We start from the raw sequence: 22,549 nt of genomic DNA, 5'->3' as shown, positions 1-22,549 counted from the left end.
CCGAAAAAGATACCGCTTCTCGGCCCGGGTCGCGTGATTCGGAGTTTGCTGGTTACGACCTTTGATAGTCGTCTTCAATCCGGATGATGTCGTCTTCCCCCAGATAGCTTCCAGTCTGGACCTCGATCAGCTCCAGCTGGATCTTGCCGGGATTCTCCATCCGGTGGACGGCGCCCATGGGGATGTAGATCGACTCGTTCTCGTGCACCGTCTTCACGGTCTCGTTGACGGTCACCTGCGCCGTGCCGCGGACCACGATCCAGTGCTCGGCACGATGATGGTGCTTTTGCAGCGACAGCCGCCCGCCCGGCTTCACCACGATGCGCTTGACCTGGTGGCGCTCGCCATTGTCGACGGATTGATAGCTGCCCCAGGGCCGGTGCACCTTGAGATGCTCTTCGGTGACTTTCGGCGCGACCGACTTCAATTTCGTCACCAGGCGCTTCAGCCCGTTGGCATCCTTCTGCCGCGAGACCAGCACCGCGTCCGCGGTCGCGACGACGACGAGATCGTCGACGCCTTCGAGCGCGACCAGCGCGGAATCCGTGGTGACGTTGCAATTGCGGGAATCCTCGAACACGGCGGTGCCGTGCGCGGCATTGCCCTGCGCGTCCTTCTCCGACAGCTCCCACACCGCATGCCAGGAGCCGACGTCGGACCAGCCGCACGACACCGGCACGACCGCGGCGCGCGAGGTCTTCTCCATCACCGCATAGTCGATCGAGATCGCCTTGGCCGCGCCGAACGCCTCGGGCTCCAGCGTGACGAAGCCGAGATCGCGGCCGGCATTGTTGACGGCATTGGTGACGGCCTCGACGCTTGCCGCATCGACCCTGCGATATTCGTCGAGCAGCACGCTCGCCGGGAACATGAAGTTGCCGCTGTTCCAGAGATAGCCCGAATTGACGTAGTCGGAGGCCTTCACCGCGTCCGGCTTCTCGACGAAGCGCGCAACCGCCTGCACCTCGCCCGCGATCACGTCGCCCGGATTGATGTAGCCATATTCCGTTGCCGGCCGTTCCGGCTTGACGCCGAAGGTGACGATGCGCCCGGCATTCGCGGCGGTGAGGCCCTCGCGACAGGCGGCGACGAAGGCAGCATTATTCTGCACGACGTGATCGGCGGCGAGCGCGAGCACGATCGCCTCGCTGGCGCGGTTCTGCGCGAACACCGCGCCGGCCGCGATGGCAGGGCCGGAATCGCGCCGCATCGGCTCGAGGATCACGTCGGCCTCAATGCCGATCTCGGCGAGCTGCTCCAGCACCATGAAGCGGTAGGAGGCGTTGGTGATGACGATCGGCCGGTCGAACAAAGAGGGATCGGACACGCGCAGCAGCGTGTCCTGGAACGTCGAGCGCGTGCCGAACAGCGGCAGGAACTGCTTGGGCCGAACCTCGCGCGAAGCGGGCCACAGCCGCGTGCCGGCACCGCCGCACATGATCAGGGGGATTATGCGTTTGTCCATCGTGATCTCAAACCTTGAAATGGTCCCGATACCAGGTGACGAAGTTATGAACCCCATGCTCGATCGGCGTTGACGGTGCAAAGCCGGTGTCGCGCGAGAGATCCTCGACATCCGCGAACGTTTCCAGCACATCTCCCGGCTGCATCGGCAGCAATTCTTTGATCGCCGTCCGGCCCAGCTCCCGCTCCAGAAGACCGACGACGTGCATCAGTTCCTCCGGATGATGATTGCCGACATTGTAGAGCTTTGACGGCGCATTTGCGGCAGCCGGATCGTCCGCAGGCACGAGATCGATCAGCTTGGACACGACGCGCGTCACATCGTCGATATAGGTGAAATCGCGGCGCATTTTGCCATGGTTGAAGAGCCGGATCGGCTTGCCGGCCATGATGGCGCTCGCGAACAGAAACATGGCCATGTCGGGGCGGCCCCATGGCCCGTAGATGGTGAAGAACCGCAGCCCCGTGACCGGCAGGCGATAAAGATGGCTGTAGGACTGCGCCATCACCTCGTTCGCCTTTTTGGTCGCGGCGTAGAAGCTGACCGGATGGTCGGTGCGGTCCGCAACCGCAAATGGCAGTTTTGTGTTGGCGCCGTAAACGGAGGATGACGAGGCGTAGACCAGATGACCGCAGCCATTGTTGCGGCAGCCCTCCAGCACGTTGAGAAAGCCGACGAGATTGGAATCGGCGTAGGTCTGCGGCTGCTCGATCGAGTAGCGCACGCCGGCCTGCGCGGCCAGATGCACGACTTTGGCAAAACGATGCTGCGCGAACAGCGCCGCCATGGTCTCGCGGTCGGCGAGATCGGCCTCGACGAACGAGAAACGCGGTTGGTCCCGGAGCAGAGCAAGGCGCGCTTTCTTCAGCGCCGGATCGTAATAGCTGTTGAGATTGTCGAGCCCGACGACGGCGCGACCTTCGCCCAGGAGCTGCCGGGCGACGTGGAAGCCGATGAAGCCGGCCGCACCCGTGACCAAAATCGCCCGATCCGTCATCCTGTTCCCTGGGTGATCCCTCGCCCGATCCTGTCTAGCCGCCACCTCGACGGGGTCGCAATAGGCTCCCCGCTCCTTCACGCGGTCTCCTCATGGCGTCCTTAACGACGGCTCCTCGACGAGAGCTATTGCAAGATCGGCGCCAAAACCATACCAAAGCGGCCGAATTCGGCGCCTCGCGTCGGGTTGCCTCCAATCTTAGCAAACCCTGTTCATGCGGACGAGATGCGCCGAATCCTGTTGTCGACGGCCAAGATCCTGATTTCCGCGGCGCTGCTCTATCTGGCGCTGCGCAAGGTCGACCTATCCGAGCTGTTTTCCCGATTCACCCTGACCAGCCTGTTCTGGCTCGGTGTCGCGATCGCGGTCACGTTCCTGCAGATCTTCGTCGGCGTGCTGCGCTGGCGCGAGATCAGCGCCGCCTGCGGCGCGCCGCTCGAGCTCGGCCGCGCCATGCGATACAACGTGATCGGCTCGTTCTTCAACCAGACGCTGCCGTCGGCGATCGGCGGCGATGCGGTGCGCCTGTGGCTGGTCGCCCGCGCCGGCGCCGGCTGGCGCACGGCGACCTACTCGATCTTCGTCGACCGCGCCATCGGCCTGGTCGCGCTCGCGATCTTGATCGTCGCCAGCCTGCCCTGGAGCTACACCCTCATCACCGATCCGCACGGTCGCTCGGCGCTGCTGCTCATCGACCTCCTGGCGCTCGCCGGCGGCCTCGGCTTCCTGATCTTCGGCGCGCTGAAATGGCGCTGGCTGAAGACCTGGTGGGCAACGCATCACATCCACGCCTGCGCCGTCATCGCCAATCGCGTGATCTTCAGCGGCACCCGCGGCCCCGTCGTCGCGATCCTGTCGGTCCTCGTTCACGTGCTCGCCGTCGTCATCGCCTGGTGCGTCGTGCAGTCGATTGGGGCCCCGGTTCGCTTCAGCGACGTCTTTCTGCTCGTGCCGCCGGTGATGCTGATCACGATGATGCCGATCTCGATCGCCGGCTGGGGCGTGCGTGAGGCCACGATGAGCCTTGCGTTCGGCTTCGCGGGACTTTCCGCCAACGAGGGCGTCAACGTCTCGCTGCTGTTCGGCGCCGTGTTCTTCCTGGTCGGGGCAGTCGGCGGCCTGGTCTGGATCCTCAGCGCCGAGAAAGCCGCGCAGGGGTCGGCCCCGATCGGAGTGCCGGAGTGAATTCGGCTGCCGATGCGCTCGCCGGCGCGGCCCTGCTGCTTGCCGTTGCGGCGGCCGCGCTGATCTCGGCGCTCGTGACCTGGACCAGCCGCCCCCTGCTGCAGCGCTACGCGCTGGCGCGGCCGAATGCGCGGTCCTCCCATCGCGTCCCGACCCCGCAGGGCGCCGGCATCGCGGTGATCGCCGCGACGCTGATCGTTGCCTCGCTGTGGGGGGTCTCCGCCAATGTCGCGATCCCGCCGGCGCTGGTCGCTGCGACAATCGTGATCGCGCTGGTCGGCTTCGTCGACGACATCGTATCGCTGCCCGTGCTGGTGCGCCTGGTGCTGCAGGCCGCCTGCGTCGGCGCCGTGGTGTTCACCGCCCCCGACACCGCGCGCATCGTGCCGGCGCTGCCGCTCGCGCTGGAGCGCGGCCTCATCGTCCTTGCCGGCGTCTGGTTCGTGAACCTCGTCAACTTCATGGACGGGCTCGACCTGATGACGGTGGCGGAAGTCGTTCCGGTCACCGCTGCGCTGCTGCTGCTGGGAATGCTCGGGGATCTCCCATGGCCGGCCGTGCTGATCGCCACCGCGCTGTGCGGCGCCATGCTCGGCTTTGCGCCGTTCAACCGTCCTGTCGCAAAAGTCTTCCTGGGCGATGTCGGCAGCCTGCCGATCGGCCTCCTGCTCGGCTGGTGCCTGCTCGAGCTCGCCTGGCACGGACAAGCGGCTGCGGCGCTGCTGCTGCCGGCCTACTACCTCGCCGATGCCACCATCACGCTGTTTCGGCGCATCGCGCGCCGCGAGCCGTTCTGGTCGGCGCACCGTTCGCATTTCTATCAGCGCGCGACCGACAACGGTTTCTCGGTGTCCCGGGTGAGCGGCGAAGTCTTCCTGCTTAACCTCGTGCTCGCAGGGCTGGCGATCCTCGCCGTTCGCGCCGCGACGGTGGTCGTCACGCTGCCCGCGCTGATTGCCGGCGCGATCGCGGTCGCCCTCCTGCTGCGCCGCTTCTCCCGCCCTCAGGCGTCCTGAGCCGACACGGCGAGCCGCAGCCCCTCATCGAGCGAAACCTCCGGCCGCCAGCCGGTCGCGAGCGCCTTCGAGACGTCGAGCTCGAGCGAGCCGATCAGGCTGTCATGCATGTCCTGCCGGCCGATCATTCGGAAAAGCGCGCTGAGCAAGCCCGGCGGCAAGCCGAATAGTCGTGGGCTCTTGCCGGACGCCTTCGCCAGACGCGCGATGAATTCGGGCGTCGAGAACTGCTCACTGTCGGCGAGCAGGAATATCTCGAAATGGCCGGCCGCATCTGGATGAGTGAGCCGATGCAGGATGAAGGACGACAGGTTCTGCACGGCAAGGAAGGCGCGGCGATTGCGGATCGCGGCGAACGGCAACGGCACCCCAAGGTTCATCGCGCGCGTCAACAGAGCGAAACTTCCCTTGGCGCTCGCGCCATAGACCATGGGCGGCCTGATCACAGAGATCTTCATGTCGCTCTCGCCCGCGAGCGTCCTCAGGCCTGCCTCGGCCGCCGCCTTGGACGTTCCGTAGAGGCCGCGCGGCGTCGGGACGTCGTTCTCGCTGAACGGGGCCCTGCCCTCGTTGCTGCGGCCATGCACCAGCACGGTGCTGATGAAGATGAAATGGCGCACGCCCTCCCTCGCCGCGCAGCGCGCCAGGTGCACCGTGCCGGCGGTGTTGACGTCCTGGTAGAGCTGGGCTGCATGCTCCTCGCGCCTGTGATGCACGCGCGCGGCAAGGTGGACGACCGCCTCCACCCCCTCGAGCGCGGCCCGCCAATCGGTGTCGGGGCCGATCGATTCGATCACGACCTCGCCGTCGATGCCCTGACGCTTGCGGACGACGGGGCGGACCGACCATCCCTTGCGCACCAGCGCCTGCCCGAGGTGACGGCCGATGAAGCCGCTCGCTCCCGTCACCAGCACGACCGGTTTGCGTTCGCTCATCGTCGCTCCCCGAGCGCTGGATTGCGCAACAATGGTCAGGCCGCCGTGGATCCAAATTCCGGCACGGCATCCTTCAGGATGGTCCTGATGGTGGCGCGATCGTCGCGCGCGATCGCCTGCTCAAGCGCCGCATTCCATTTGCGCAGCGTCTGCATCGGCGGCTCGTTCGGCTGCGCGGCCATGATGCCGGGCACGCCGATCTCGCGGGTCGGCTCCTCCGAGGCAAAAAGGATCTCGTGCAGGCGCTCGCCCGGCCGCATGCCGGTGAACACGATCTCGATGTCGTAGCCCGGCTGCAGCCCGGACAGGCGGATCATGCGCTCGGCGAGATCGACGATCTTCACCGGCTGGCCCATGTTGAGCACGTAGACCGAGACGTCGGGACGCTGCGTCCCAAGCGCATGCGTCGCCGCGGTGATGACGAGATCGCAGGCCTCGCGGATGGTCATGAAGTAACGGACCATGTCGGGATGAGTTACCGTCACCGGCCCGCCGGCCTCGATCTGGGCCTTGAACTTCGGCACCACCGACCCGTTCGAGGCCAGCACGTTGCCAAACCGGACCGAGATCAGCCGCATCGGCGGCTTGCTGCCGCTCGCTCCGGCTGCGAGGTCGCGATCGAGCGCCTGGCAGTACATTTCGGCAAAGCGCTTGGTGAGGCCGAGCATCGACACCGGCTCGATTGCCTTGTCCGTAGAGATCATCACCATCGCCTCGGCGCCGGCGGCAACGGCGGCGTCCGCGACGTTGATGGAACCGAAGATGTTGGTTTTGACGCCCTCACTCCAATCGCGCTCGAGGATCGGCACGTGCTTGAGCGCCGCGGCATGGAAGACGATGTCGGGCTTGAACTCGGCCATCAGGCGCATGACGCGCTCGCGGTCGCGAATGTCGGCAATCCGGCCTTCGATCTGTGCTGTGGCACCACGCGCGGCCAGCGCCTCGGTGACCGCGTAGAGAGCCGGCTCGGAATTTTCCACGATCAAGAGACGTGCCGCGCCGAAGGCGACCACACGCTCGCAGATCTCGGATCCGATCGAGCCGCCGCCGCCGGTGACGATCACGGCCTTGCTCCTGATCAAGGCCTCCAGGCGCGCATAGTCGATCTTCTCGCTCGGACGCAGCAGGAGGTCCTCGACCGCAACCGCCGTGAGCCTTGGCGTATCGCCGCTCTCCAGCGAGGGCATCCGGCTCACGATCACACCCAGTTTGCGCGCCCGCATCAGGATCGATTCCGGATGCGACTCCGGCTCGAAAGCCGATGGTGTCATGATGAGGCGCGCGATGGGCTTGTCGCGCTTGGCGAAATCCGAGATCACATCCTCGACGTCGTCGATGCCGCCCAGCACCGGCACGTTGCGAATGAGCTGGCCCCGATCGGCAGGCGATGGTGACAAGACGCCGATCGGCCAGATGCGCTTGATCGCTCCGCTCTCGATGCCGCGCAGCAGCACTTCGGCATCCGCGGCGCGGCCGATCAGCAGCGTCGGCGCGGCCTCCCCGCCCCTCGCGTGACGCCGCACCCGCGTATAGCGGAAGTAGCGGTACGCCATGCGCAGCGCGCTGAGGAAGAAGATCTCGAGAAACCAGTAGAGGACGATCGTCACCTTGCCGAGAAAGAAGGCGCCCCGAACGTTGGGGGCAACGAGGATGTAGTCGAGCACGAGCAGCGCAACCGTGAGCACGGTCGCCGCGCGAATGATGTTCAGCGCGTCAGGCAGCGAGATGAAACGCCATTTCGTCGTGGTCAGATTGCAGAGGAAGAACACGACCACGCTGAAGGCGAGGAAGTAGGGCAGGATCTGGAACAGCAGCGGCAATCGAGCGTAGAAATCGTCGCCACCCTCGAATCGCAGATAGAAGGCGGCAAAAAGCGCCGCCGTGGTCGCCAGCAGGTCGTGGAGCGCGATCAGGAAATTGCGCGAGGTGAGATGCGAAAGTCGCGTCATCCGCCGACCGATGAAAACCCAGTTAAATGCAACTTGACCGCGCTGATAGCCCATCTCGACAAGACTTGCCAGCCGCGTGGCCCCTCAGGAACCGGCTTCCCTCATCTTCGCCCCGAGCTGTTGTTCCCGGATCACCATTCCGCCGGCGACGCCGACGCCAATGACGTACATCCAGCCCTCGTGGAAGTCGAACAGATGCGAGTTGAACAGCGAGGTAAAGACATTCTGCACCACGACTAGGAGTCCGATCCAATTGGCAATCCCGTCGCCGCGAAACAACCGCAGATGCAATATCCAAATCGCGTAGAGAATGGCGACACCGATCGCGCCCCATTGCACCGCAACGTTCAGCGTCTGGTTGTGCGGGTTGCCGATCACCTCGGCTGACGCCCGCCCCTGACCGGCGGGCGTCGCGACGCGTTCGAACAACCCGCGGGTCGAACCGGTGCCGTGCCCCAGGATCGGCGCCTCCGCGAAGAAGCCGAGCGACTTCCGCCAGAACTCGAGCCGCATGCCCATGGAGGTTGCCTCGCCCCGTTCCACATAGCCGGTGTAATCGGTGGTAAACCTCTCGGCGGTGTGGCGCAATTGCGGCGAGGCCTGCCAGGCGAGAACGGCGCCGACGAGCAGCGCGCCGGAGATGATCGCGATGCTGCGCCATTTGAGGTGAAGCAGTGCAAACACGCCGAACATGATCGGAATGGTGACGAGCGCGGTGCGCGACACCACCACGAAGGTCATATTGATGAAGAAGCTAAGCGCCAGCGCCGTCAGCAACGCGGCGAACCAGTATCGCTTCTCGCGCAACAGCATCACGATCGGATAGGCGAGCGCCACCGCGCAAAGCGCGAATTCCTGGCTCTGGTCAATGTAGTTCTTGACGAAGATGCCGCGCTCGGGCGGATCGGTCTTGAGCGCGAGGTTCGGGTAGAAGGCGACCAGCCAGGACATCACCGACAGCAAGGCGCAGGACACCAGGAAAGCGATGAATATCCAGTGGCCACGCGGCGAGCGCTCGAAATGATAGAGCAGGACCGGCAGCACGAGCAGCTTGACGGTCGGATTGACCGCGTAGAAGCGCGCACCCCAGGCCGCGTCCGACCATAGCGTCCCCAGCAGCGCGAGAACGACCAGCGCGATCGGCGCAATGCAGATCGGACGCTTCAAGGACTGCAGGAAGTCGCGTAGATCGAGGAACGGCACCATGCAGATCAGCATCAGCGCGTTGAAGATCCCCGCAAGCGATGTCGACCAGGGCAGCGAGGCCGCAGTCAGGATCGCAAACAGATCGACTGTTTCACGCCAGGCCGCCGGACTGCGCAGGCGCCGCCGCAACATCTGGCCGGGGGTCTCGCGTGCGAGCGCCGTCACTTGCCCCCTCCCCGGGCGCGATGAACCAGCGCCGTCGTGCTGAAGCCCTGGAGAATGTCGACCAGCACGACCGCCCCGCCCGCGGCCTCGACCACCTCATGGCCGACGACCTGTTCGCGTGTGTAATCGCCGCCCTTCACCAGCACGCCGGGGTTGATCCTGGTGATCAGGTCGATCGGCGTGTCCTCAGTGAAGATGACGACGAGATCGACGGCCTCCAGTGCGGCGAGCACCTCGGCACGCGCGCGCTCGTCCTGGACCGGACGATCGGCACCTTTCAGCCGCCGCACCGAGGCGTCGCTGTTGAGCCCCACGATCAGGCGGTCGCAGGCGGCGCGCGCCGCGGTCAGCACCTTGACGTGGCCGGGATGAAGGATGTCGAAACAGCCGTTGGTGAAGCCGACGCGCAGGCCCTGCCTTTTCCATTCGGCGAGCTGCGCGTCGAGTCCGGCCGGGTCGAGCACGATCTTCTCTTCGGCCGCGAGCGTGGCATGCGGCAGGATCTTGCGTCGCAGCTCGGCCGCGCTGACGCTGGCGGTGCCCTGCTTGCCGACCGCGACGGCGGCGGCGGCGTTGGCCATGCGCAGTGCCGTGTCCCAGTCCGCGCCGGCCGCGAGCGACACCGCAACCGCAGCGGCGACGGTGTCACCGGCGCCCGAGACGTCGCGCACCTTCACCGGGACGGCCGGCACGTGGACGGCGCCGCCATTCCGCGGCACCAAGGTCATGCCGTGCTCGCCCTGGGTGACCAGGATCGCCTCGCAGTCGGCGAGCCGCATCACGTCCTCGCTGACCTCGACGATGCTCTGCACCGTGTCGGCGCGGCTGCGGGTCGCTTCCGAGAATTCCTTGCGGTTGGGCGTGAGCAGCGTCGCGCCGCGATAGATCGCCCAGTTCAGGCTCTTGGGATCGACGATGACGGGCTTGCCGAGTTTGCGCGCGGCATCGATGGTGTGGCGGATCACGCGCGCCGTCAGCACGCCCTTGGCATAATCGGACAGCAGCACGATATCGGCGCGCGCGATCTGCGGCAGGATCGCGTCGATCAACTTCGTTTCGATCTCGTCGGACGCAGCCAGCGCCTGCTCCCAATCCGCGCGCAGCATGTGCGTGGAAAAATGTTCGGAGACGAAGCGGACTTTTCGCGTGGTCGGCCGCGAGGCGTCGCGCACCAGCACGCTCTCGATGCCGGCTTGATCATTGAGCGCGGCCTCGAGCCGCGTGCCGGCGTCGTCGTCGCCGACGAGGCCGACGAAGATGCAGCGCGCGCCGAGCGAAGCGACGTTGCGCGCGACGTTGCCGGCGCCGCCGACGTGGATCTCGCTGCGCTGGGCGGCGATGACGGGCGCCGGCGCTTCCGGCGAGATCCGCGACACCTCGCCGTAGACGAACTCGTCCAGCATGATGTCGCCGATGCACAGCACCGTACGGCCTGAGATGGCTTGCGCGAGGGCATCGAAATCGAGAATGGGCGTCGGCATGGTCGAAAGGCCTCAGCGAAAGCGGTCGGGCCGGTCGAGATAATCCCCGACATAGGCCTTCACCGCGTCCTCGAGCGTCGTGAAGCCGCCGTTATAGCCGGCGCGGAGCAGACGATCGACCTCGCTCTGGGTGAAATACTGGTAGCTGTCCCGGATCTGCTCGGGCATGTCGATGTATTCGATGTTGGGCCTGGTGCCGAGCGCCGCATAGGCAGCCAGCATGAGGTCCTTGAAGCTGCGCGCCTTGCCGGTGCCGACGTTGAACAGGCCGGACGCCGACGGCGTCGCGAGCAGCCAAAGGACCACGCGCACGACATCGTCGACATAGATGAAATCGCGACGCTGATCGCCGTCCTCGATGCCCTCGCGATGCGACTTGAACAGCTGCACGACGCGGCCTGCCCTGACGTCGTCGAAGCGCCGCGCCAGCACGCTCATCATCGAGCCTTTGTGATATTCGTTCGGCCCGAACACGTTGAAGAATTTCAGGCCGGCCCATTGCGGCGGGAGCCGATCGCCGCGCGCCACACGTTCGGCGACAGCGAGATCGAACAGGTGCTTGCTCCAGCCGTAGAGATTCATAGGCCGCAACTTCTTCAGCGCCGGCAGCGAGGAATCGTCGTCGAAGCCTTCCGTGCCGTCGCCATAGGTCGCCGCCGAGGACGCGTAGATGAACGGCACGGCATTCATCGTGCACCAGTCCAGCAGGCGCATCGACAGGCGGAAATTGGTCTCGACGACGAGATCACCGTCGGTCGCCGTGGTCGCGGAAATCGCCCCGAGATGGATCATGGCCTCCAGCTTGCGGCCCTTCAGCCAGTCCATCAGCTCGGTCGGGGGAACGATATCCACAAGCTGCCGCTTGGCGAGATTGCGCCATTTGCCTTCGGTTCCGAGGAGATCGCAGATCACGACGTCGCTGCGACCGGCCTCGTTCAGCGCGGCCACGACATTCGATCCGATAAAACCGGCCCCGCCGGTCACCAGCAACATTCCACCTACCTGCCCGATTTTAGGTGCCCGATCCTGCCCTAGCGCATGATCCGCCAAAGTGTAAGCTGTTTTGGGATTGCTCTTCTGCCGCCTTTACCTGCCGGCCCGGAGCGGCTAACCGAGCCGCCATATCGGCACGTGTTCGGCCCTCATAACGAATGAATATTGATTCGCAACTTGGTAGTGATGCAGATCGGAGCGACACACGCCCGATCCTGATCGTCCCCTACATGTGGATCGGCGATTTCGTGCGGAATCACACCGTCGTGCGGGTCCTGAAGGAGCGCTGGCCGAACCGGCCGGTCGATCTCCTCACCACCTCCCTGTGCGCCCCGCTGGTGGACTACATGCCCGGGGTGCGCGCCGGCATCGTTTGGGATATGCCGCGCAGCCGGCTGGCCGTCGCACGCCAGTTCGGCTTGGCAGGGCTGCTGCGGAAACAGAATTACGGCACTGCCCTGGTGCTGCCCCGGACCTGGAAAGCGGCCATCGCGCCGGCACTCGCCGGTATTCCTGAACGGATCGGCTTCGTCGGCGAGTTCCGGTTCGGCCTGCTCAACCGCTGGCGCTGGGGTGAGAAGAAGCTGCCCCGCTTCATCGACAAGAACGCCGCCCTCGCCCAGCCCGACGGCGCGCCCCTGCCCGCGGAATGGCCGGTACCGCAACTGCGCGTCCCGGCCGAGGAGATCGCCCGGTGGCGCGAGGCCAATGGTCTCGGTGCCGGCGCCGCGGTGGCACTCGCCCCGGGCTCGGTCGGCGTCTCCAAGCGCTGGACCTCTTATCCCGAAGCCGCCCGCCTGCTGGTCGAGCGCGGCCTCGAGGTCTGGGTGGTCGGCGGTCCCGCCGAAAAGGAGCTCGCCCAGGAGATCGTCGCCGCCGGCGGCCCGGGCGTCCGCGATCTCACCGGCTCGGACTTGCGCAACGGCATCCTCGCCATGGCCGCCGCCGGCGTTGCCATCTCCAACGATTCCGGCCTGATGCACATCGCAGCCGCCCTGGGCACGCCGACCATGGGCATCTTCGGTCCCACCAGCCCCTATCTCTGGGCCCCGCTGAACGGCCTCGCCGCGACACTGGTGCAGGACAAGGAAAAGCTGTCCTGCCAGCCCTGCCAGAGCACGGTCTGCAAGGTGAACGACCACCGCTGCATGCGGAATATTGCGGCAAGCGAGGTGGTGGGGATTGCGGAGAGGGTGCTGGGGGAAGCGGGAAGCGGGTGACGAACTGAGGCGATCGTGGCTCGGGCCGATGATGACATCCTGCCACTGTTTTGCCCGACGAGTCAAAATTCGTTCGAAAAATCCGCAATCTCTCGAACTCTCCGCCAACTCCTTGATTTTGCTGACCCGGGCTACTGTGCATGGGGTTGTTTTCGCGGTTTTGTTTGCGACAGGCGAAAACGGCCTCAGAGCAGCGGCCGATAGACCGCGCCGATCCGCGCCGCCTCGGCATCGAGGCTGAACTTCTCGAGCACCCGCGCCCGCCCGCGCTCGCCCATCGCGGTCGCCACGGCCACATCACGCATCAGCGGCTCGAGCGCCGCAGCGAGCGCGTCGGCATCTCCCGTCGGGATCAGCACGCCGGTGACACCATCCTCAACGACGAGCTCCGCCGCGCCGGCGCGCGCGGCCACGAGCGCGCTGCCCGCCGCCATCGCCTCGATCAGCGTCAGCCCAAAGCCTTCGTTGCGCGAGGTGAAGGCGTAGATGGTCAGGCGCTGATACCAGCGCTGCACTGCTTCGATCGGCAGCTCGCCGGTGATGACGACGCGCGATTGCAGGTTTGCTGCTTCGATGCGCTTCTTCAGGTCGTTGGCAAAGGGCGTCTGCTCGGCCGTGACCTGCCCGACGATGACAGCAGTGAAATCCGGATAACGCGGCAGCAGACGGCACATCGCATCGACGAACAGATCGGTGCCCTTCTGCGCACGGACGCGACCGAAGCAGCCGATGGCGTAACGGCCGGGCAGCGCGGCTTCCGCGAAAGCCGCAGCGCGATCGGCGGACGGCGCGTAGACGTCGGTGTCGACGCCGTGCGGGATCACCGTCGCCTTCACCTTCAGGAACGAGGCCGAGAGATCTGACGTTGCGATGATCGCGTCCATGCGCCGGATCAGCCAGCGCGTGATCCAGCTATGGTGCCGCTGCGCCGCCGAGGTGAACACGAGCTTGAGCGGCCAGCCGAGCGCGCGCAAGCCAACGCCCGCGATCATCTCGTTGTTGCGGCGCGCATGCCAGATCACAGACCGCTTGCGGCGCCAGAGCTTGAGGAGATCTCCGATGCTCAGGCGCGCGATCCCCGCCGGCGCGTCCGAGCCGAACCAGGCGGCGCGGTACAGCTTTGCCAGCCGCGGCGCCACCATCCGGTTGGTCGCGGTGACCCCGGAATAGCGCCTGTGCAGATTTGGCACGATCAATTCGAGATCGCCGGGGAAACCCGCCACGTCACACTCCATTTCGCAAAGTCCCTATACGCAACATTAAGCATAGTGACCAGTTCAGCTGTGCCGATACCCCCTCTTCACCACGCAAGCGCTAGCCTTGCGCGTTGATGGAAGACGGGTGAGATCATGACTGTGCTAGTCACCGGCGGCGCCGGCTATATCGGAAGTCACACGGTCCTGGCGCTGGCGGAAGCCGGCGAGGACGTCGTCGTGATCGACGATCTCTCCACGGGTTTCTCGGCCTACCTGCCCGAAGGCGTGCCGCTGTTCATTGGAGACGCCGGCGACGAGAACCTGCTCGAAGGCGTGATCGCCCAGCACGACATCGAGAGCATCATCCATTTCGCAGGCTCGGTCGTCGTGCCGGATTCGATGCGCGATCCGCTCGGCTATTACCGCAACAACTTCACCACCGCGCGCAACCTGCTCAACGTCGCGGTCAAGCGCGGCATTGGCCGTTTCATCTTTTCCTCGACCGCTGCGGTCTACGGCAATCCGGATCAGGTGCCGGTGCCCGAGCATGCGCCGACGCGGCCGCTGTCGCCTTACGGCTCCTCGAAGCTGATGACCGAGATCATGCTGCACGACGTCGCTGCCGCCTACGGCATGCAATACGTGACCTTGCGTTACTTCAATGTCGCCGGCGCCGATCCCCAGGCGCGCATTGGGCTAGCCACCGTCGGCGCCACGCACCTGCTCAAGATCGCGGTGGAAGCCGCCACCGGCCAGCGCGCCAAGATCGACGTGTTCGGCACCGACTATCCGACCCCGGACGGCAGCTGCATCCGCGACTTCATCCACGTCACGGACCTGTCGCAGGCCCATCGCTCGGCACTCGCTTATCTGCGCAATGGCGGCGCCTCGTCCACGCTCAATTGCGGCTATGGCCGCGGCTATTCGGTGCTGGAGACCATCGACGCGGTGCGCCGGGTTTCGGGCCGCAGCTTCGCCGTGCAATACGCCCCGCGCCGACCTGGCGACATCATGACCATGGTCGCCGACACCAGCCGCATCCGCAGCCTGCTCGACTGGCGGCCGCAATACGACGACCTCGAGACCATCGCAGCCCATGCGCTGGCCTGGGAGGACAAGTTGTTCCGCGAGCGCCACGGCGAGCTCCGCCACGCCGCCTCCGCCTAGAATCATCCCAAGCGCAAGCCCTTAATTGGGCTTGAAAAACCCGGCTTGAGCGGGCACAGAGGCCCATCGATCCCTGACGCGCGGGCAGGCTTTTGTCCTGCGCCGTCAATGGACACCGGATGGCCCAGTTTCCAAAGAAAATCACCGACGATCCCTACGCGGCAGCGGTCCTGATTCGCCGCCTGATCACGGAACAGGGAATCATCTACTGGCGGCGCTACCTCGTGGCCTTCGCGCTGATGGCGCTGGCGGCCGGTGCGACCGCAGGCGCGACCTACGTGCTCGGCCAGGTCATCAACCAGGCCTATGTCGACAAGAACATCCCGGGCATCGCGATGTTTTCGGGGATCACGGTCGTTCTGCTCTTCATCAAAGGCGTGGCGACCTACGGCCACATGGTGATCCTGACCAAGATCAGCAACGCCATCCTCGCCACCAACCAGCGCCAGCTGTTCGCCAAGCTGATGCGCGAGAGCGTCGGCTTCTTTTCCGAGCGGCACTCCTCCGAATTCCTCGCGCGGCTGACCGCCGGCGCCAAGTCGATCACGGACGTGCTCAACATGCTGGTCAACGCCGTCGGGCGCGACCTCCTGATGCTGCTCGCCATGATCGGCGTGATGGTGTGGCAGGATCCGCTGATGTCGTTCATCGGCCTCGTCGCAGTGCCCCCGGCGATGCTGGTGCTGCGCAAGCTGGTCAAGCGCATCAAGGGCCTCGCCTTCAACCAGTTCACCGGCACCGCCGACATCATGGAGACGATGCAGGAATCGCTGCAGGGCATCCGCACCGTCAAGGCGTTCACGCTCGAAGAGACCATGCAGAAGCGCATCGACGAGAACATCGCGGTCGTTGAGCGCAACGCCAACAAGATGGCCCGCGTCGCCAACCGCTCCAACCCGCTGATGGAGATGCTGGGCGGCTTCGCCGTCGCGGGCTGCCTGATGTATGGCGGCTATGCCGTGGTCGCGCTGAACGCCACGCCCGGCGCGTTCTTCTCCTTCATGACCGCATTCCTGATGGCGACCGAGCCGGCCAAGCGGCTGGCCCGGCTCAACATCGATCTCAACAGCCAGCTCGTCGGCGCCCGTATGCTGCTCGAGGTCGTCGACAGCCCCGCGAGCGAGCAGTCCGACGATGACAAGCCGGCGCTGAAGCTGACAGATGCCCGTATCGAGCTGCGCGATGTCAGTTTCTCCTATCGCTCGGGCGAGACGGTGCTCAACCGGATGAGCTTCGTCGCGGAGCCCGGCAAGGTGACTGCGCTGGTCGGCCCCTCCGGCGGCGGCAAGTCGACCGTGCTGGGCCTGCTCCTGCGCTTCTACGAGGTGACGCAGGGCGACATCGTGATCGACGGCCAGCCGATCTCGTCGGTCTCGCGCAAATCGCTGCGCGCCCAGACCGCCTATGTCGGCCAGGACGTCTATCTGTTCCGCGACACCATCCGCAACAACATCGCCTTCGGCAAGCCGGACGCCAGCGAGGACGAGATCGTCGAGGCGGCGAAGGCGGCCTGCGCGCACGACTTCATCACGGGCTTTCCGCTCGGCTACGACACGCCCGTCGGCGAGCACGGCACCCAGCTCTCGGGCGGACAGCGCCAGCGCATTGCGGTCGCGCGCGCGCTGCTCAAGAACGCGCCGATCATCCTCCTGGACGAAGCCACTGCCGCGCTCGATTCCGAATCCGAGCGGCAGGTGCAGGAGGCGATCGAGCATCTCTGCCAGAACCGCACCACCATCGTGATCGCGCACCGCCTGCACACCATCAAGCACGCAGACAGCATCCTGGTGGTCGAAGGCGGCGAGATCGTCGAGCAGGGCCGCCATGACGAGCTGCTCCGTCGCGGCGGCCGCTATGCCTCGTTCTTCCGCCTGCAGCATCACGACGCCGGCACTCTGGCGCCGATCAGCGCAACCGCATAGAGTTCGTTCCACCTCAAGAGCAGCGAGACCCGCATGAACGCCGCCTCCTACGTCATCCCGCTTCCGCCCCAGGCTTCGCTTCCCGTCGTCGGCGAGAGCGGCCGTTATCCGGTACGCCGCATCTGGTGCGTCGGCCGCAACTATCTCGAGCACATCCGCGAGATGGGCAATGACGAGCGCGCCCCGCCGTTCTTCTTCGCCAAGCATGCCGACATGCTGGTGCCCGACGGCGCCACCATTCCCTATCCGCCTCTGACCAAGGATCTGCATCACGAGGTCGAGCTGGTCGTCGCGATGAAGAGCGGTGGACTGAACATTCCCGCCGACAAGGCTCTGGACCACGTCTACGGCTACGCCGTCGGCATCGACCTCACCCGGCGCGATCTCCAGATCGCCTCGCGCAAGAAGGAGCGCCCGTGGGAGATCGGCAAGTCGTTCGACTATTCGGCGCCCTGCTCCGCGCTGCAGCCGGCCTCGAAGATCGGCCATCCCTCCAAGGGCAAGATCTGGCTGACGGTCAACGGCAAGGAAGCGCAGAAGGGCGACCTCACCGAGTTGATCTGGAACGTGCCCGAGATCATCTGGCAGCTCTCCCAGCAGGTGAAGCTCGCCGCCGGCGACATCATCATGACCGGCACGCCCGCCGGCGTGTCGCAGCTCCAGCCTGGCGACAAGCTCGAATGCGGCGTCGACGGCATCGGCACGCTGAAGGTCAGCATCGGCCAGCCGGAATAAGGCTCGCTGCAGCTCGAACTCAAAAGGCCCCGGAATGGGGCCTTTTGCATGTCGATCGTGCACGCGGTCGAGCTACCAGGCCTTTACCGGCCGATTGGCGTGGCTCGCCTGCGGCACACCGCGATTGAGCGACATGTGCGAATGCACGCACAGCCAGCCATCGCCGTTCCTCGAAAACACCATCGTCGCGCGGCCTGGGCGCGCGAACGTGCTGCCATCGGGATGATAGCCCGTGCTCGTCCACGGCGCGACGACGGTTGCCATCATACCGTCCGGTGATGCCAGAACGGAGGTCTGATCGAGGACGAAACGGAAGTCGGTCGTCTTCGGCCAGACATTGTCCCATTGGGTTTTGACCCATTGATCGAGGCCGGGGATGACGTCGCTATGGGTGCCGAAGGCGAGCACGTCCGGATCGAAGAGCGGCCGCGCCGAGGCGTAATCGACCTCTCGGACATAACCCGCGAAGGTGTCCAGCCATCGGCGGAAGAACTGCGTGATCTCAGTATTCGCGGTCGGCAAAGAGGCCATCACCTGCTCCACATTCTGCAACTCAATCACGGCGATCTTTGTTGCCATGGGCCGGACGATCCAGCAAGATTTGTGCTCCGGGATCACTCGATCGCGACAGGTGTCACGTCACAGCCGGGTTCGATGCTTCGACATCGGCCGGCTCCATTTGGTGGGAGCCAGATTCATGAACCGCGTCCTTCTGCTTGCAGCCTCCCTCCTCCTCACGGGCAGCACAGCCGGCGCGCAGTCCAGTCAACCCTATGCCGGCCTTGAGAAGCGCCCCATCAAGGCGCTGTCACAGCAACAGATCGACGATCTCCGCGCCGGACGCGGTATGGGCCTGGCTCTCGCTGCGGAGCTCAATGGATATCCCGGTCCCAGCCACGTCCTCGAGCTCAGTGATCGTCTCGGCCTGACCGCCGATCAGCGCGCCGAGGTTCAACGGCTGTTCGATGCCATGAAACAGGAAGCCGTTCCGCTGGGTAACAAGCTCGTCGAGCAAGAGAGAGCGCTGGAAGACCTCTTCTCTTCCCGTAGGGTCACATCGGAAGCGCTCAAGACCAGCATTGGCGCCATTGCCGAAACTCAGGGGCAGCTCCGCGAGAGCCACCTCAAATACCACCTATCAACCGCTGCCGTGCTCGATAAAAGCCAGATGCAGCGATATGCAGAGTTACGAGGCTATCAGCGTCCCGACGGCTCCGCAGGGCACAAGCACAAGCACCATCACTAGACAATGCCGACCGAGATCAGACGATCGCGCTAGGGCGGATCGAGATGAGGCAACGGCCGACCAAGCTTCGCTGATCCGCCCCGCGCATTTGCCTCAATTCAGTGCCGAATACACGATCAGGCCGAGGATCAAGGCCGTCAGCGAGTATTTGAGCGTGTAGTAGACGTTGCGGTTCCACTCCTTCACCTTGCGGCTGGCGAGGTGGATCTCGTAGAGCTTGCCGAACACCTTGTTGAGCACGCCGACGTGCTCACCGTCGACATTCTGGGTCGCCGACGCCTTGACGATGTGATGGCTGACCCAGCGGTTGATCGCGGTCATGAAGCCGTACTTCATCGGGCGCTCGACATCGCAGAACAGGATGATGCGGTTGACGTCGGTCGCATTCTCGGCGCTGTGGATGAAGGTCTCGTCGAACATGAAGGCCTCGCCATCACGCCAGACGCATTCGACGCCATCGACGAGGATCCGGCACTTGTTCGAGTTCGGCGTGACCAGGCCGAGGTGATAGCGCAGAGACCCGGCGAAGGGATCACGGTGAGCGCCGAGCTTGCCACCGGGCGGCAGCATCGCGAACATCGCGCCATGCACGCTCGGGATCGATTTGAGTAGCTCCACCGTCTTCGGGCACAGCGTGTTCGCCGACGGCAGGAAGTCGTCGTACCATTTCAGGTAGAACCGCTTCCAGCCGCTCTTGAAGAACGAGTAGAAGCCCCAATCGTTGTTCTTCGCCGCCGCGCGGATAAAACCTTCATCGAACAGGCGCACAGCTTCGTCGCGGATGGTCTCCCAGTTCTCGCGGAGGGGCTTCAGCTCCGGAAACTGATCGACCGAGATCACCGGCTTGTTCGGCACCGCCGAGCCCGCATACATCAGCACATTGTAAGGTGCGAGATAGGTCGAGTGATCGCCGAGCTGGCGCGCGAAGCGCAGCCGCTGCTTGCCGCGGAAGTGGACGTAAATCGTCGAAGCCGCAAGCACGTACAAAATGACGAGCTGCGGCGCAAAAAGCTGTTTCAACATTTCCCCAATCCCCAAGTGACCCAGCCGGGGTGTCGTGTAGCCCGACCCGGCCGGAGCGGCAAGATATTCACCGCTGGGTTGCAATCACGCCGGGGAGAGCAAGGGGATGGACTGGGGTCCAAACCGGCCGAAACGAGCCGAATCAAGCCCGCGACAGCGCCTGCAGGCCCTTGAAGGTCAGGCGCTTGGGGTCGGTGACGCCGGCGAGATAGAGGCGGCGGATGAAGGCGATGACGGCGTCGCGGTCGCAATCGGTCAGCGCGACGACGGCGTCGACCGCTATTCTCTGGGCTTCCATTGGGCTCACCTCGGCCTTGCGAGTAACCCCGGCCGAGACAGGGTAGGACTCATCCGTTAAATCGGCGTTAACCGTTCAGGAACCATCGCCGATTCAGCCGCCCCGCCGTATACGCGAAAACGCGCATTGCGGGGGCATGAAGCGGCTCAACGCGCCTTGGTGCTCTGCTTCAGCAGCGCAAACTGCTTCTTCAGCCGGGGCACGGCGAAGTCGGTGAAGGCGCGCACCTTGGGCACCGAAAGCCGGCCCTGCGGGCAGATCAGATGCGCCGGCATCTCCGGATCCTCGTCGTCCGCCAGCACGATCTCGAGCTCGCGGCGCGAGACCTGCTCGGCCACTTGGTACGAATACATCCGCGCCACGCCGCGCCCGGCCACAGTGGAGGCCACTGCCGCATAGGTGCTGTTGACGACGAGCCGCGGGGTGAACTGCACGGTGCGCGGCGCCGATGAGCCCGGCTGCGGCGCAAAGGTCCAGGAATTGGGCAGATGCGCCATCGCGACGATCTGGTGTTTGGCGAGATCGCCCGGCTCGGTGATGCGCGGATGTTGTTTCAGGTAGCGGGGAGCTGCCACCACGACGCGGCTGATCCCGCCGACCCGCATCGCCACCATCGCCGAATCCGCCAGCGGACCGATGCGAAGCGCGATATCGACGCCTTCCTCGATCAGATTGACCGCACGGTCGAACAGCAGGAGTTTTGCCGATACGGTCGGATAGGCGTCGAGAAACGCGTCGAGGATCGGCCGCAGTACCATCTCGCCGGAGACCACCGGAGCGGTGATCGTGAGCAGACCACGCGGAGCCGTGCGCGGTCCGGCCGCGATGTCCTCGGCCTCCTCCAGATCGGTGAGCACGCGGCGGCAGATCGCGACATAACGCTCGCCTTCCTCGCTCAGCTTGATCGAGCGTGTCGTCCGGTGCAGCAGCTCGGCGCCGACCCGCTGCTCCAGAAAGGCGATGGCGCGGCTCACCGCAGCCGGCGATCGGCCGAGCTTGCGTCCTGCGGCAGCCAAGCTGCCCTCGTCCACCGCAAGGACAAACACCTTCATCGCGTCCAGACGATCCATGCGCTCGCCGCAGCCCCCTGAGATTTCGGCTGAAAGCTAGGCGTTTGCGCCGGCTGCGACAACCTCCGCAAGGATCGATCCGGCATTCGTTCGCGTCGCGAAAGAGTGTCTGCCGGGCAGCGGATATTCGCAAGCAAGCTGCCGCAGCGTACCTCAACGCCCAAGCCAGCCGCCGCTGGCGCAGGTTTTCAAGCCAACAACAGGAGCCCGTCATGGGTATCGAGCAGAAGGTCGCCATCATCACCGGTGCATCGCAGGGTATCGGCGCCGCCCTGGTCCAGGGTTTTCGCGATCGCAACTATCGCGTCGTCGCAACGGCGCGCTCCATCAAGCCGTCGGGTGACGACGACGTCCTCGCCGTTGCAGGCGACATCGCCGAGCGGTCCACCGCAGAGCGCGTGGTGTCGCAAGCGATCGCCCGCTTCGGCCGAGTCGACACGCTGGTCAACAACGCGGGCATCTTCGTCGCAAAACCGTTTACCCAGTACACGGCCGAGGACTATGCCGCAGTTATGGGCACCAATGTCGCGGGCTTCTTCAACATCACGCAGCTCGCCATCGCCGAAATGGAGAAGCAGGGGTCTGGCCACGTCGTCCAGATCACGACGACGCTGGTCGATCAGGCCAATTCGAATGTGCCCTCGGTGCTGGCCTCGCTGAGCAAGGGCGGGCTGAACGCCGCGACCAAGTCGCTCGCGATCGAATACGCCAGGCGCGGCATCCGCGTGAATGCGGTGTCGCCCGGCATCATCAAGTCGCCGATGCATCCGGTCGCGACGCACGCGCAGCTCGACGCGCTGCACCCGGTCGGCCACATGGGCGAGATGTCTGACATCGTCGATGCTGTGCTCTATCTCGAGGGCGCCTCCTTTGTCACCGGCGAGATCCTGCATGTCGACGGCGGCCAGAGCGCCGGCCACTGAGCGGAGGAGAACGACAATGCCCATCGTCACCATTCAAGTGACCCGCGAGGGAACGGCGCCGGGTGCAGCGTCGCTCACGGCGGAGGAGAAGGCCGCACTGATCAAGGGCTCGAGCGAGCTGCTGCGCGACGTGCTCGGCAAGCCGCTCGAGTCCACCTTCGTCGTGATCGAGGAGGTCGACACCGACAATTGGGGCTGGGGCGGCGTGCCCGTGCAGGAATTCCGCCGCCGCCGCGCCACGCAGACAGGATGATCTGCACGCCGTCGAGCGCAAGAGGATGACATGACCTCGGCACGATCGTCGGCCCGCTCGTCGCCGACCATCTCGGCGACCGCTCGGGTTTTGGTCCCGCCCTT

The 22,549-nt window shown here is 65.1% G+C and carries 21 protein-coding genes; 9 read left to right on the top strand and 12 right to left on the bottom strand.

All coding sequences use genetic code 11. From position 1 onward, the window contains the following. Positions 1-52: 52 nt before the first annotated feature. The gene (locus I6F28_RS30035; RefSeq protein WP_057028743.1) at positions 53-1,465 is read right to left on the bottom strand and encodes a mannose-1-phosphate guanylyltransferase/mannose-6-phosphate isomerase; all 1,413 of its coding nucleotides are present in this window, start codon (positions 1,463-1,465) and stop codon (positions 53-55) included. Positions 1,466-1,472: 7 nt separating this feature from the next. Next, positions 1,473-2,462 carry an SDR family NAD(P)-dependent oxidoreductase gene (locus I6F28_RS30030; RefSeq protein WP_225129368.1) on the bottom strand — a complete coding sequence of 330 codons (990 nt, stop codon included), beginning with the start codon at positions 2,460-2,462 and terminating at the stop codon, positions 1,473-1,475. 225 nt (positions 2,463-2,687) lie between these two features. On the opposite strand from I6F28_RS30030, the gene I6F28_RS30025 reads away from it, so the two are divergent. Further along, on the top strand, positions 2,688-3,647 hold the full coding sequence (locus I6F28_RS30025) for a lysylphosphatidylglycerol synthase transmembrane domain-containing protein (RefSeq protein ID WP_109143136.1): 960 nt from the start codon (positions 2,688-2,690) through the stop codon (positions 3,645-3,647). After that, positions 3,644-4,663 (top strand): MraY family glycosyltransferase, encoded by a 1,020-nt coding sequence (locus tag I6F28_RS30020; RefSeq protein ID WP_225114167.1) that lies wholly within the window; start codon positions 3,644-3,646, stop codon positions 4,661-4,663. The genes I6F28_RS30025 and I6F28_RS30020 overlap by 4 nt, the downstream gene beginning before the upstream one ends. Here the strand turns inward: I6F28_RS30020 and I6F28_RS30015 are convergent. The 5 genes from I6F28_RS30015 to rfaD form a co-directional block, all read right to left on the bottom strand. Further along, positions 4,651-5,598 (bottom strand): NAD-dependent epimerase/dehydratase family protein, encoded by a 948-nt coding sequence (locus I6F28_RS30015; RefSeq protein ID WP_225142544.1) that lies wholly within the window; start codon positions 5,596-5,598, stop codon positions 4,651-4,653. The two genes, I6F28_RS30020 and I6F28_RS30015, sit on opposite strands and share 13 nt — an antisense overlap. 35 nt (positions 5,599-5,633) lie before the next feature. Then, positions 5,634-7,547 carry an SDR family NAD(P)-dependent oxidoreductase gene (locus tag I6F28_RS30010; RefSeq protein ID WP_074448259.1) on the bottom strand — a complete coding sequence of 638 codons (1,914 nt, stop codon included), beginning with the start codon at positions 7,545-7,547 and terminating at the stop codon, positions 5,634-5,636. A gap of 84 nt (positions 7,548-7,631) precedes the next feature. Beyond that, positions 7,632-8,918 (bottom strand): O-antigen ligase family protein, encoded by a 1,287-nt coding sequence (locus tag I6F28_RS30005; RefSeq protein ID WP_225142542.1) that lies wholly within the window; start codon positions 8,916-8,918, stop codon positions 7,632-7,634. Then, positions 8,915-10,399, bottom strand: coding sequence for a D-glycero-beta-D-manno-heptose-7-phosphate kinase (rfaE1, locus tag I6F28_RS30000; protein WP_225142540.1), 1,485 nt, complete (start codon positions 10,397-10,399; stop codon positions 8,915-8,917). The genes I6F28_RS30005 and rfaE1 overlap by 4 nt, the downstream gene beginning before the upstream one ends. 12 nt (positions 10,400-10,411) lie before the next feature. After that, positions 10,412-11,392 carry an ADP-glyceromanno-heptose 6-epimerase gene (rfaD, locus tag I6F28_RS29995; RefSeq protein WP_225142539.1) on the bottom strand — a complete coding sequence of 327 codons (981 nt, stop codon included), beginning with the start codon at positions 11,390-11,392 and terminating at the stop codon, positions 10,412-10,414. A 158-nt stretch (positions 11,393-11,550) separates the two neighbouring features. Between rfaD and waaF the strand changes: the two genes are divergently transcribed. Further along, positions 11,551-12,612 carry a lipopolysaccharide heptosyltransferase II gene (gene waaF / locus I6F28_RS29990; RefSeq protein WP_036029947.1) on the top strand — a complete coding sequence of 354 codons (1,062 nt, stop codon included), beginning with the start codon at positions 11,551-11,553 and terminating at the stop codon, positions 12,610-12,612. Positions 12,613-12,797: 185 nt separating this feature from the next. On the opposite strand, the gene I6F28_RS29985 is transcribed toward waaF, so the two are convergent. Beyond that, positions 12,798-13,835 (bottom strand): glycosyltransferase family 4 protein, encoded by a 1,038-nt coding sequence (locus I6F28_RS29985; RefSeq protein WP_225142538.1) that lies wholly within the window; start codon positions 13,833-13,835, stop codon positions 12,798-12,800. A 126-nt stretch (positions 13,836-13,961) separates the two neighbouring features. On the opposite strand from I6F28_RS29985, the gene galE reads away from it, so the two are divergent. The 3 genes from galE to I6F28_RS29970 all read left to right on the top strand — a co-directional run bounded on the left by galE (position 13,962) and on the right by I6F28_RS29970 (position 17,632). Continuing rightward, positions 13,962-14,975 carry a UDP-glucose 4-epimerase GalE gene (galE, locus tag I6F28_RS29980; protein ID WP_036015779.1) on the top strand — a complete coding sequence of 338 codons (1,014 nt, stop codon included), beginning with the start codon at positions 13,962-13,964 and terminating at the stop codon, positions 14,973-14,975. A gap of 119 nt (positions 14,976-15,094) precedes the next feature. Then, positions 15,095-16,897 carry an ABC transporter ATP-binding protein gene (locus I6F28_RS29975; RefSeq protein WP_225142537.1) on the top strand — a complete coding sequence of 601 codons (1,803 nt, stop codon included), beginning with the start codon at positions 15,095-15,097 and terminating at the stop codon, positions 16,895-16,897. Positions 16,898-16,930: 33 nt separating this feature from the next. Beyond that, positions 16,931-17,632: a fumarylacetoacetate hydrolase family protein gene (locus tag I6F28_RS29970; RefSeq protein ID WP_036029941.1), complete on the top strand. Its 702-nt coding sequence runs from the start codon at positions 16,931-16,933 to the stop codon at positions 17,630-17,632. Positions 17,633-17,704: 72 nt separating this feature from the next. Here the strand turns inward: I6F28_RS29970 and I6F28_RS29965 are convergent, their stop codons facing one another. Next, the gene (locus I6F28_RS29965) at positions 17,705-18,163 is read right to left on the bottom strand and encodes a YybH family protein (RefSeq protein WP_036015790.1); all 459 of its coding nucleotides are present in this window, start codon (positions 18,161-18,163) and stop codon (positions 17,705-17,707) included. Positions 18,164-18,329: 166 nt separating this feature from the next. On the opposite strand from I6F28_RS29965, the gene I6F28_RS29960 reads away from it, so the two are divergent. After that, on the top strand, positions 18,330-18,878 hold the full coding sequence (locus I6F28_RS29960; RefSeq protein ID WP_036043277.1) for a Spy/CpxP family protein refolding chaperone: 549 nt from the start codon (positions 18,330-18,332) through the stop codon (positions 18,876-18,878). A 93-nt stretch (positions 18,879-18,971) separates the two neighbouring features. Here the strand turns inward: I6F28_RS29960 and I6F28_RS29955 are convergent, their stop codons facing one another. From I6F28_RS29955 to I6F28_RS29945, 3 genes are all read right to left on the bottom strand, one after another. Beyond that, positions 18,972-19,901 carry an aspartyl/asparaginyl beta-hydroxylase domain-containing protein gene (locus I6F28_RS29955; protein ID WP_036043270.1) on the bottom strand — a complete coding sequence of 310 codons (930 nt, stop codon included), beginning with the start codon at positions 19,899-19,901 and terminating at the stop codon, positions 18,972-18,974. A 142-nt stretch (positions 19,902-20,043) separates the two neighbouring features. Then, the gene (locus I6F28_RS29950) at positions 20,044-20,199 is read right to left on the bottom strand and encodes a hypothetical protein (protein WP_007612486.1); all 156 of its coding nucleotides are present in this window, start codon (positions 20,197-20,199) and stop codon (positions 20,044-20,046) included. A 146-nt stretch (positions 20,200-20,345) separates the two neighbouring features. After that, a complete protein-coding gene (locus tag I6F28_RS29945; protein ID WP_109143126.1) occupies positions 20,346-21,269 on the bottom strand; it encodes a LysR family transcriptional regulator in 924 nt (307 codons plus the stop codon). 212 nt (positions 21,270-21,481) lie between these two features. On the opposite strand from I6F28_RS29945, the gene I6F28_RS29940 reads away from it, so the two are divergent. Further along, on the top strand, positions 21,482-22,192 hold the full coding sequence (locus I6F28_RS29940) for an SDR family NAD(P)-dependent oxidoreductase (protein WP_036015767.1): 711 nt from the start codon (positions 21,482-21,484) through the stop codon (positions 22,190-22,192). A 16-nt stretch (positions 22,193-22,208) separates the two neighbouring features. Continuing rightward, positions 22,209-22,445 carry a tautomerase family protein gene (locus tag I6F28_RS29935; RefSeq protein WP_192893139.1) on the top strand — a complete coding sequence of 79 codons (237 nt, stop codon included), beginning with the start codon at positions 22,209-22,211 and terminating at the stop codon, positions 22,443-22,445. Positions 22,446-22,549: the final 104 nt, after the last annotated feature.

The sequence above is a fragment of the Bradyrhizobium sp. NBAIM14 genome (assembly GCF_020193895.1).
In the GTDB taxonomy this organism is placed as follows: Bacteria; Pseudomonadota; Alphaproteobacteria; order Rhizobiales; family Xanthobacteraceae; genus Bradyrhizobium; species Bradyrhizobium yuanmingense.
The sequence above is the reverse complement of the archived record's forward strand: the minus strand, read 5'-3'. Positions and strand labels throughout refer to the sequence as shown.

Bases quoted from the DNA above. Each gene is read 5' to 3' on its own strand.
- I6F28_RS30015 (WP_225142544.1), bottom strand. From the start codon at position 5,598: ATGAGCGAACGCAAACCGGTCGTGCTGGTGACGGGAGCGAGCGGCTTC.
- I6F28_RS29950 (WP_007612486.1), bottom strand. From the start codon at position 20,199: ATGGAAGCCCAGAGAATAGCGGTCGACGCCGTCGTCGCGCTGACCGAT.
- I6F28_RS29965 (WP_036015790.1), bottom strand. From the start codon at position 18,163: ATGGCCTCTTTGCCGACCGCGAATACTGAGATCACGCAGTTCTTCCGC.
- I6F28_RS29955 (WP_036043270.1), bottom strand. From the start codon at position 19,901: ATGTTGAAACAGCTTTTTGCGCCGCAGCTCGTCATTTTGTACGTGCTT.
- I6F28_RS30010 (WP_074448259.1), bottom strand. From the start codon at position 7,547: ATGACGCGACTTTCGCATCTCACCTCGCGCAATTTCCTGATCGCGCTC.
- I6F28_RS29935 (WP_192893139.1), top strand. From the start codon at position 22,209: ATGCCCATCGTCACCATTCAAGTGACCCGCGAGGGAACGGCGCCGGGT.
- galE (WP_036015779.1), top strand. From the start codon at position 13,962: ATGACTGTGCTAGTCACCGGCGGCGCCGGCTATATCGGAAGTCACACG.
- I6F28_RS30035 (WP_057028743.1), bottom strand. From the start codon at position 1,465: ATGGACAAACGCATAATCCCCCTGATCATGTGCGGCGGTGCCGGCACG.
- I6F28_RS29975 (WP_225142537.1), top strand. From the start codon at position 15,095: ATGGCCCAGTTTCCAAAGAAAATCACCGACGATCCCTACGCGGCAGCG.
- I6F28_RS29940 (WP_036015767.1), top strand. From the start codon at position 21,482: ATGGGTATCGAGCAGAAGGTCGCCATCATCACCGGTGCATCGCAGGGT.
- waaF (WP_036029947.1), top strand. From the start codon at position 11,551: ATGAATATTGATTCGCAACTTGGTAGTGATGCAGATCGGAGCGACACA.
- I6F28_RS29960 (WP_036043277.1), top strand. From the start codon at position 18,330: ATGAACCGCGTCCTTCTGCTTGCAGCCTCCCTCCTCCTCACGGGCAGC.
- I6F28_RS30030 (WP_225129368.1), bottom strand. From the start codon at position 2,462: ATGACGGATCGGGCGATTTTGGTCACGGGTGCGGCCGGCTTCATCGGC.
- I6F28_RS29945 (WP_109143126.1), bottom strand. From the start codon at position 21,269: ATGGATCGTCTGGACGCGATGAAGGTGTTTGTCCTTGCGGTGGACGAG.
- I6F28_RS29970 (WP_036029941.1), top strand. From the start codon at position 16,931: ATGAACGCCGCCTCCTACGTCATCCCGCTTCCGCCCCAGGCTTCGCTT.
- I6F28_RS30025 (WP_109143136.1), top strand. From the start codon at position 2,688: ATGCGCCGAATCCTGTTGTCGACGGCCAAGATCCTGATTTCCGCGGCG.
- rfaD (WP_225142539.1), bottom strand. From the start codon at position 11,392: ATGTTGCTGGTGACCGGCGGGGCCGGTTTTATCGGATCGAATGTCGTG.
- rfaE1 (WP_225142540.1), bottom strand. From the start codon at position 10,399: ATGCCGACGCCCATTCTCGATTTCGATGCCCTCGCGCAAGCCATCTCA.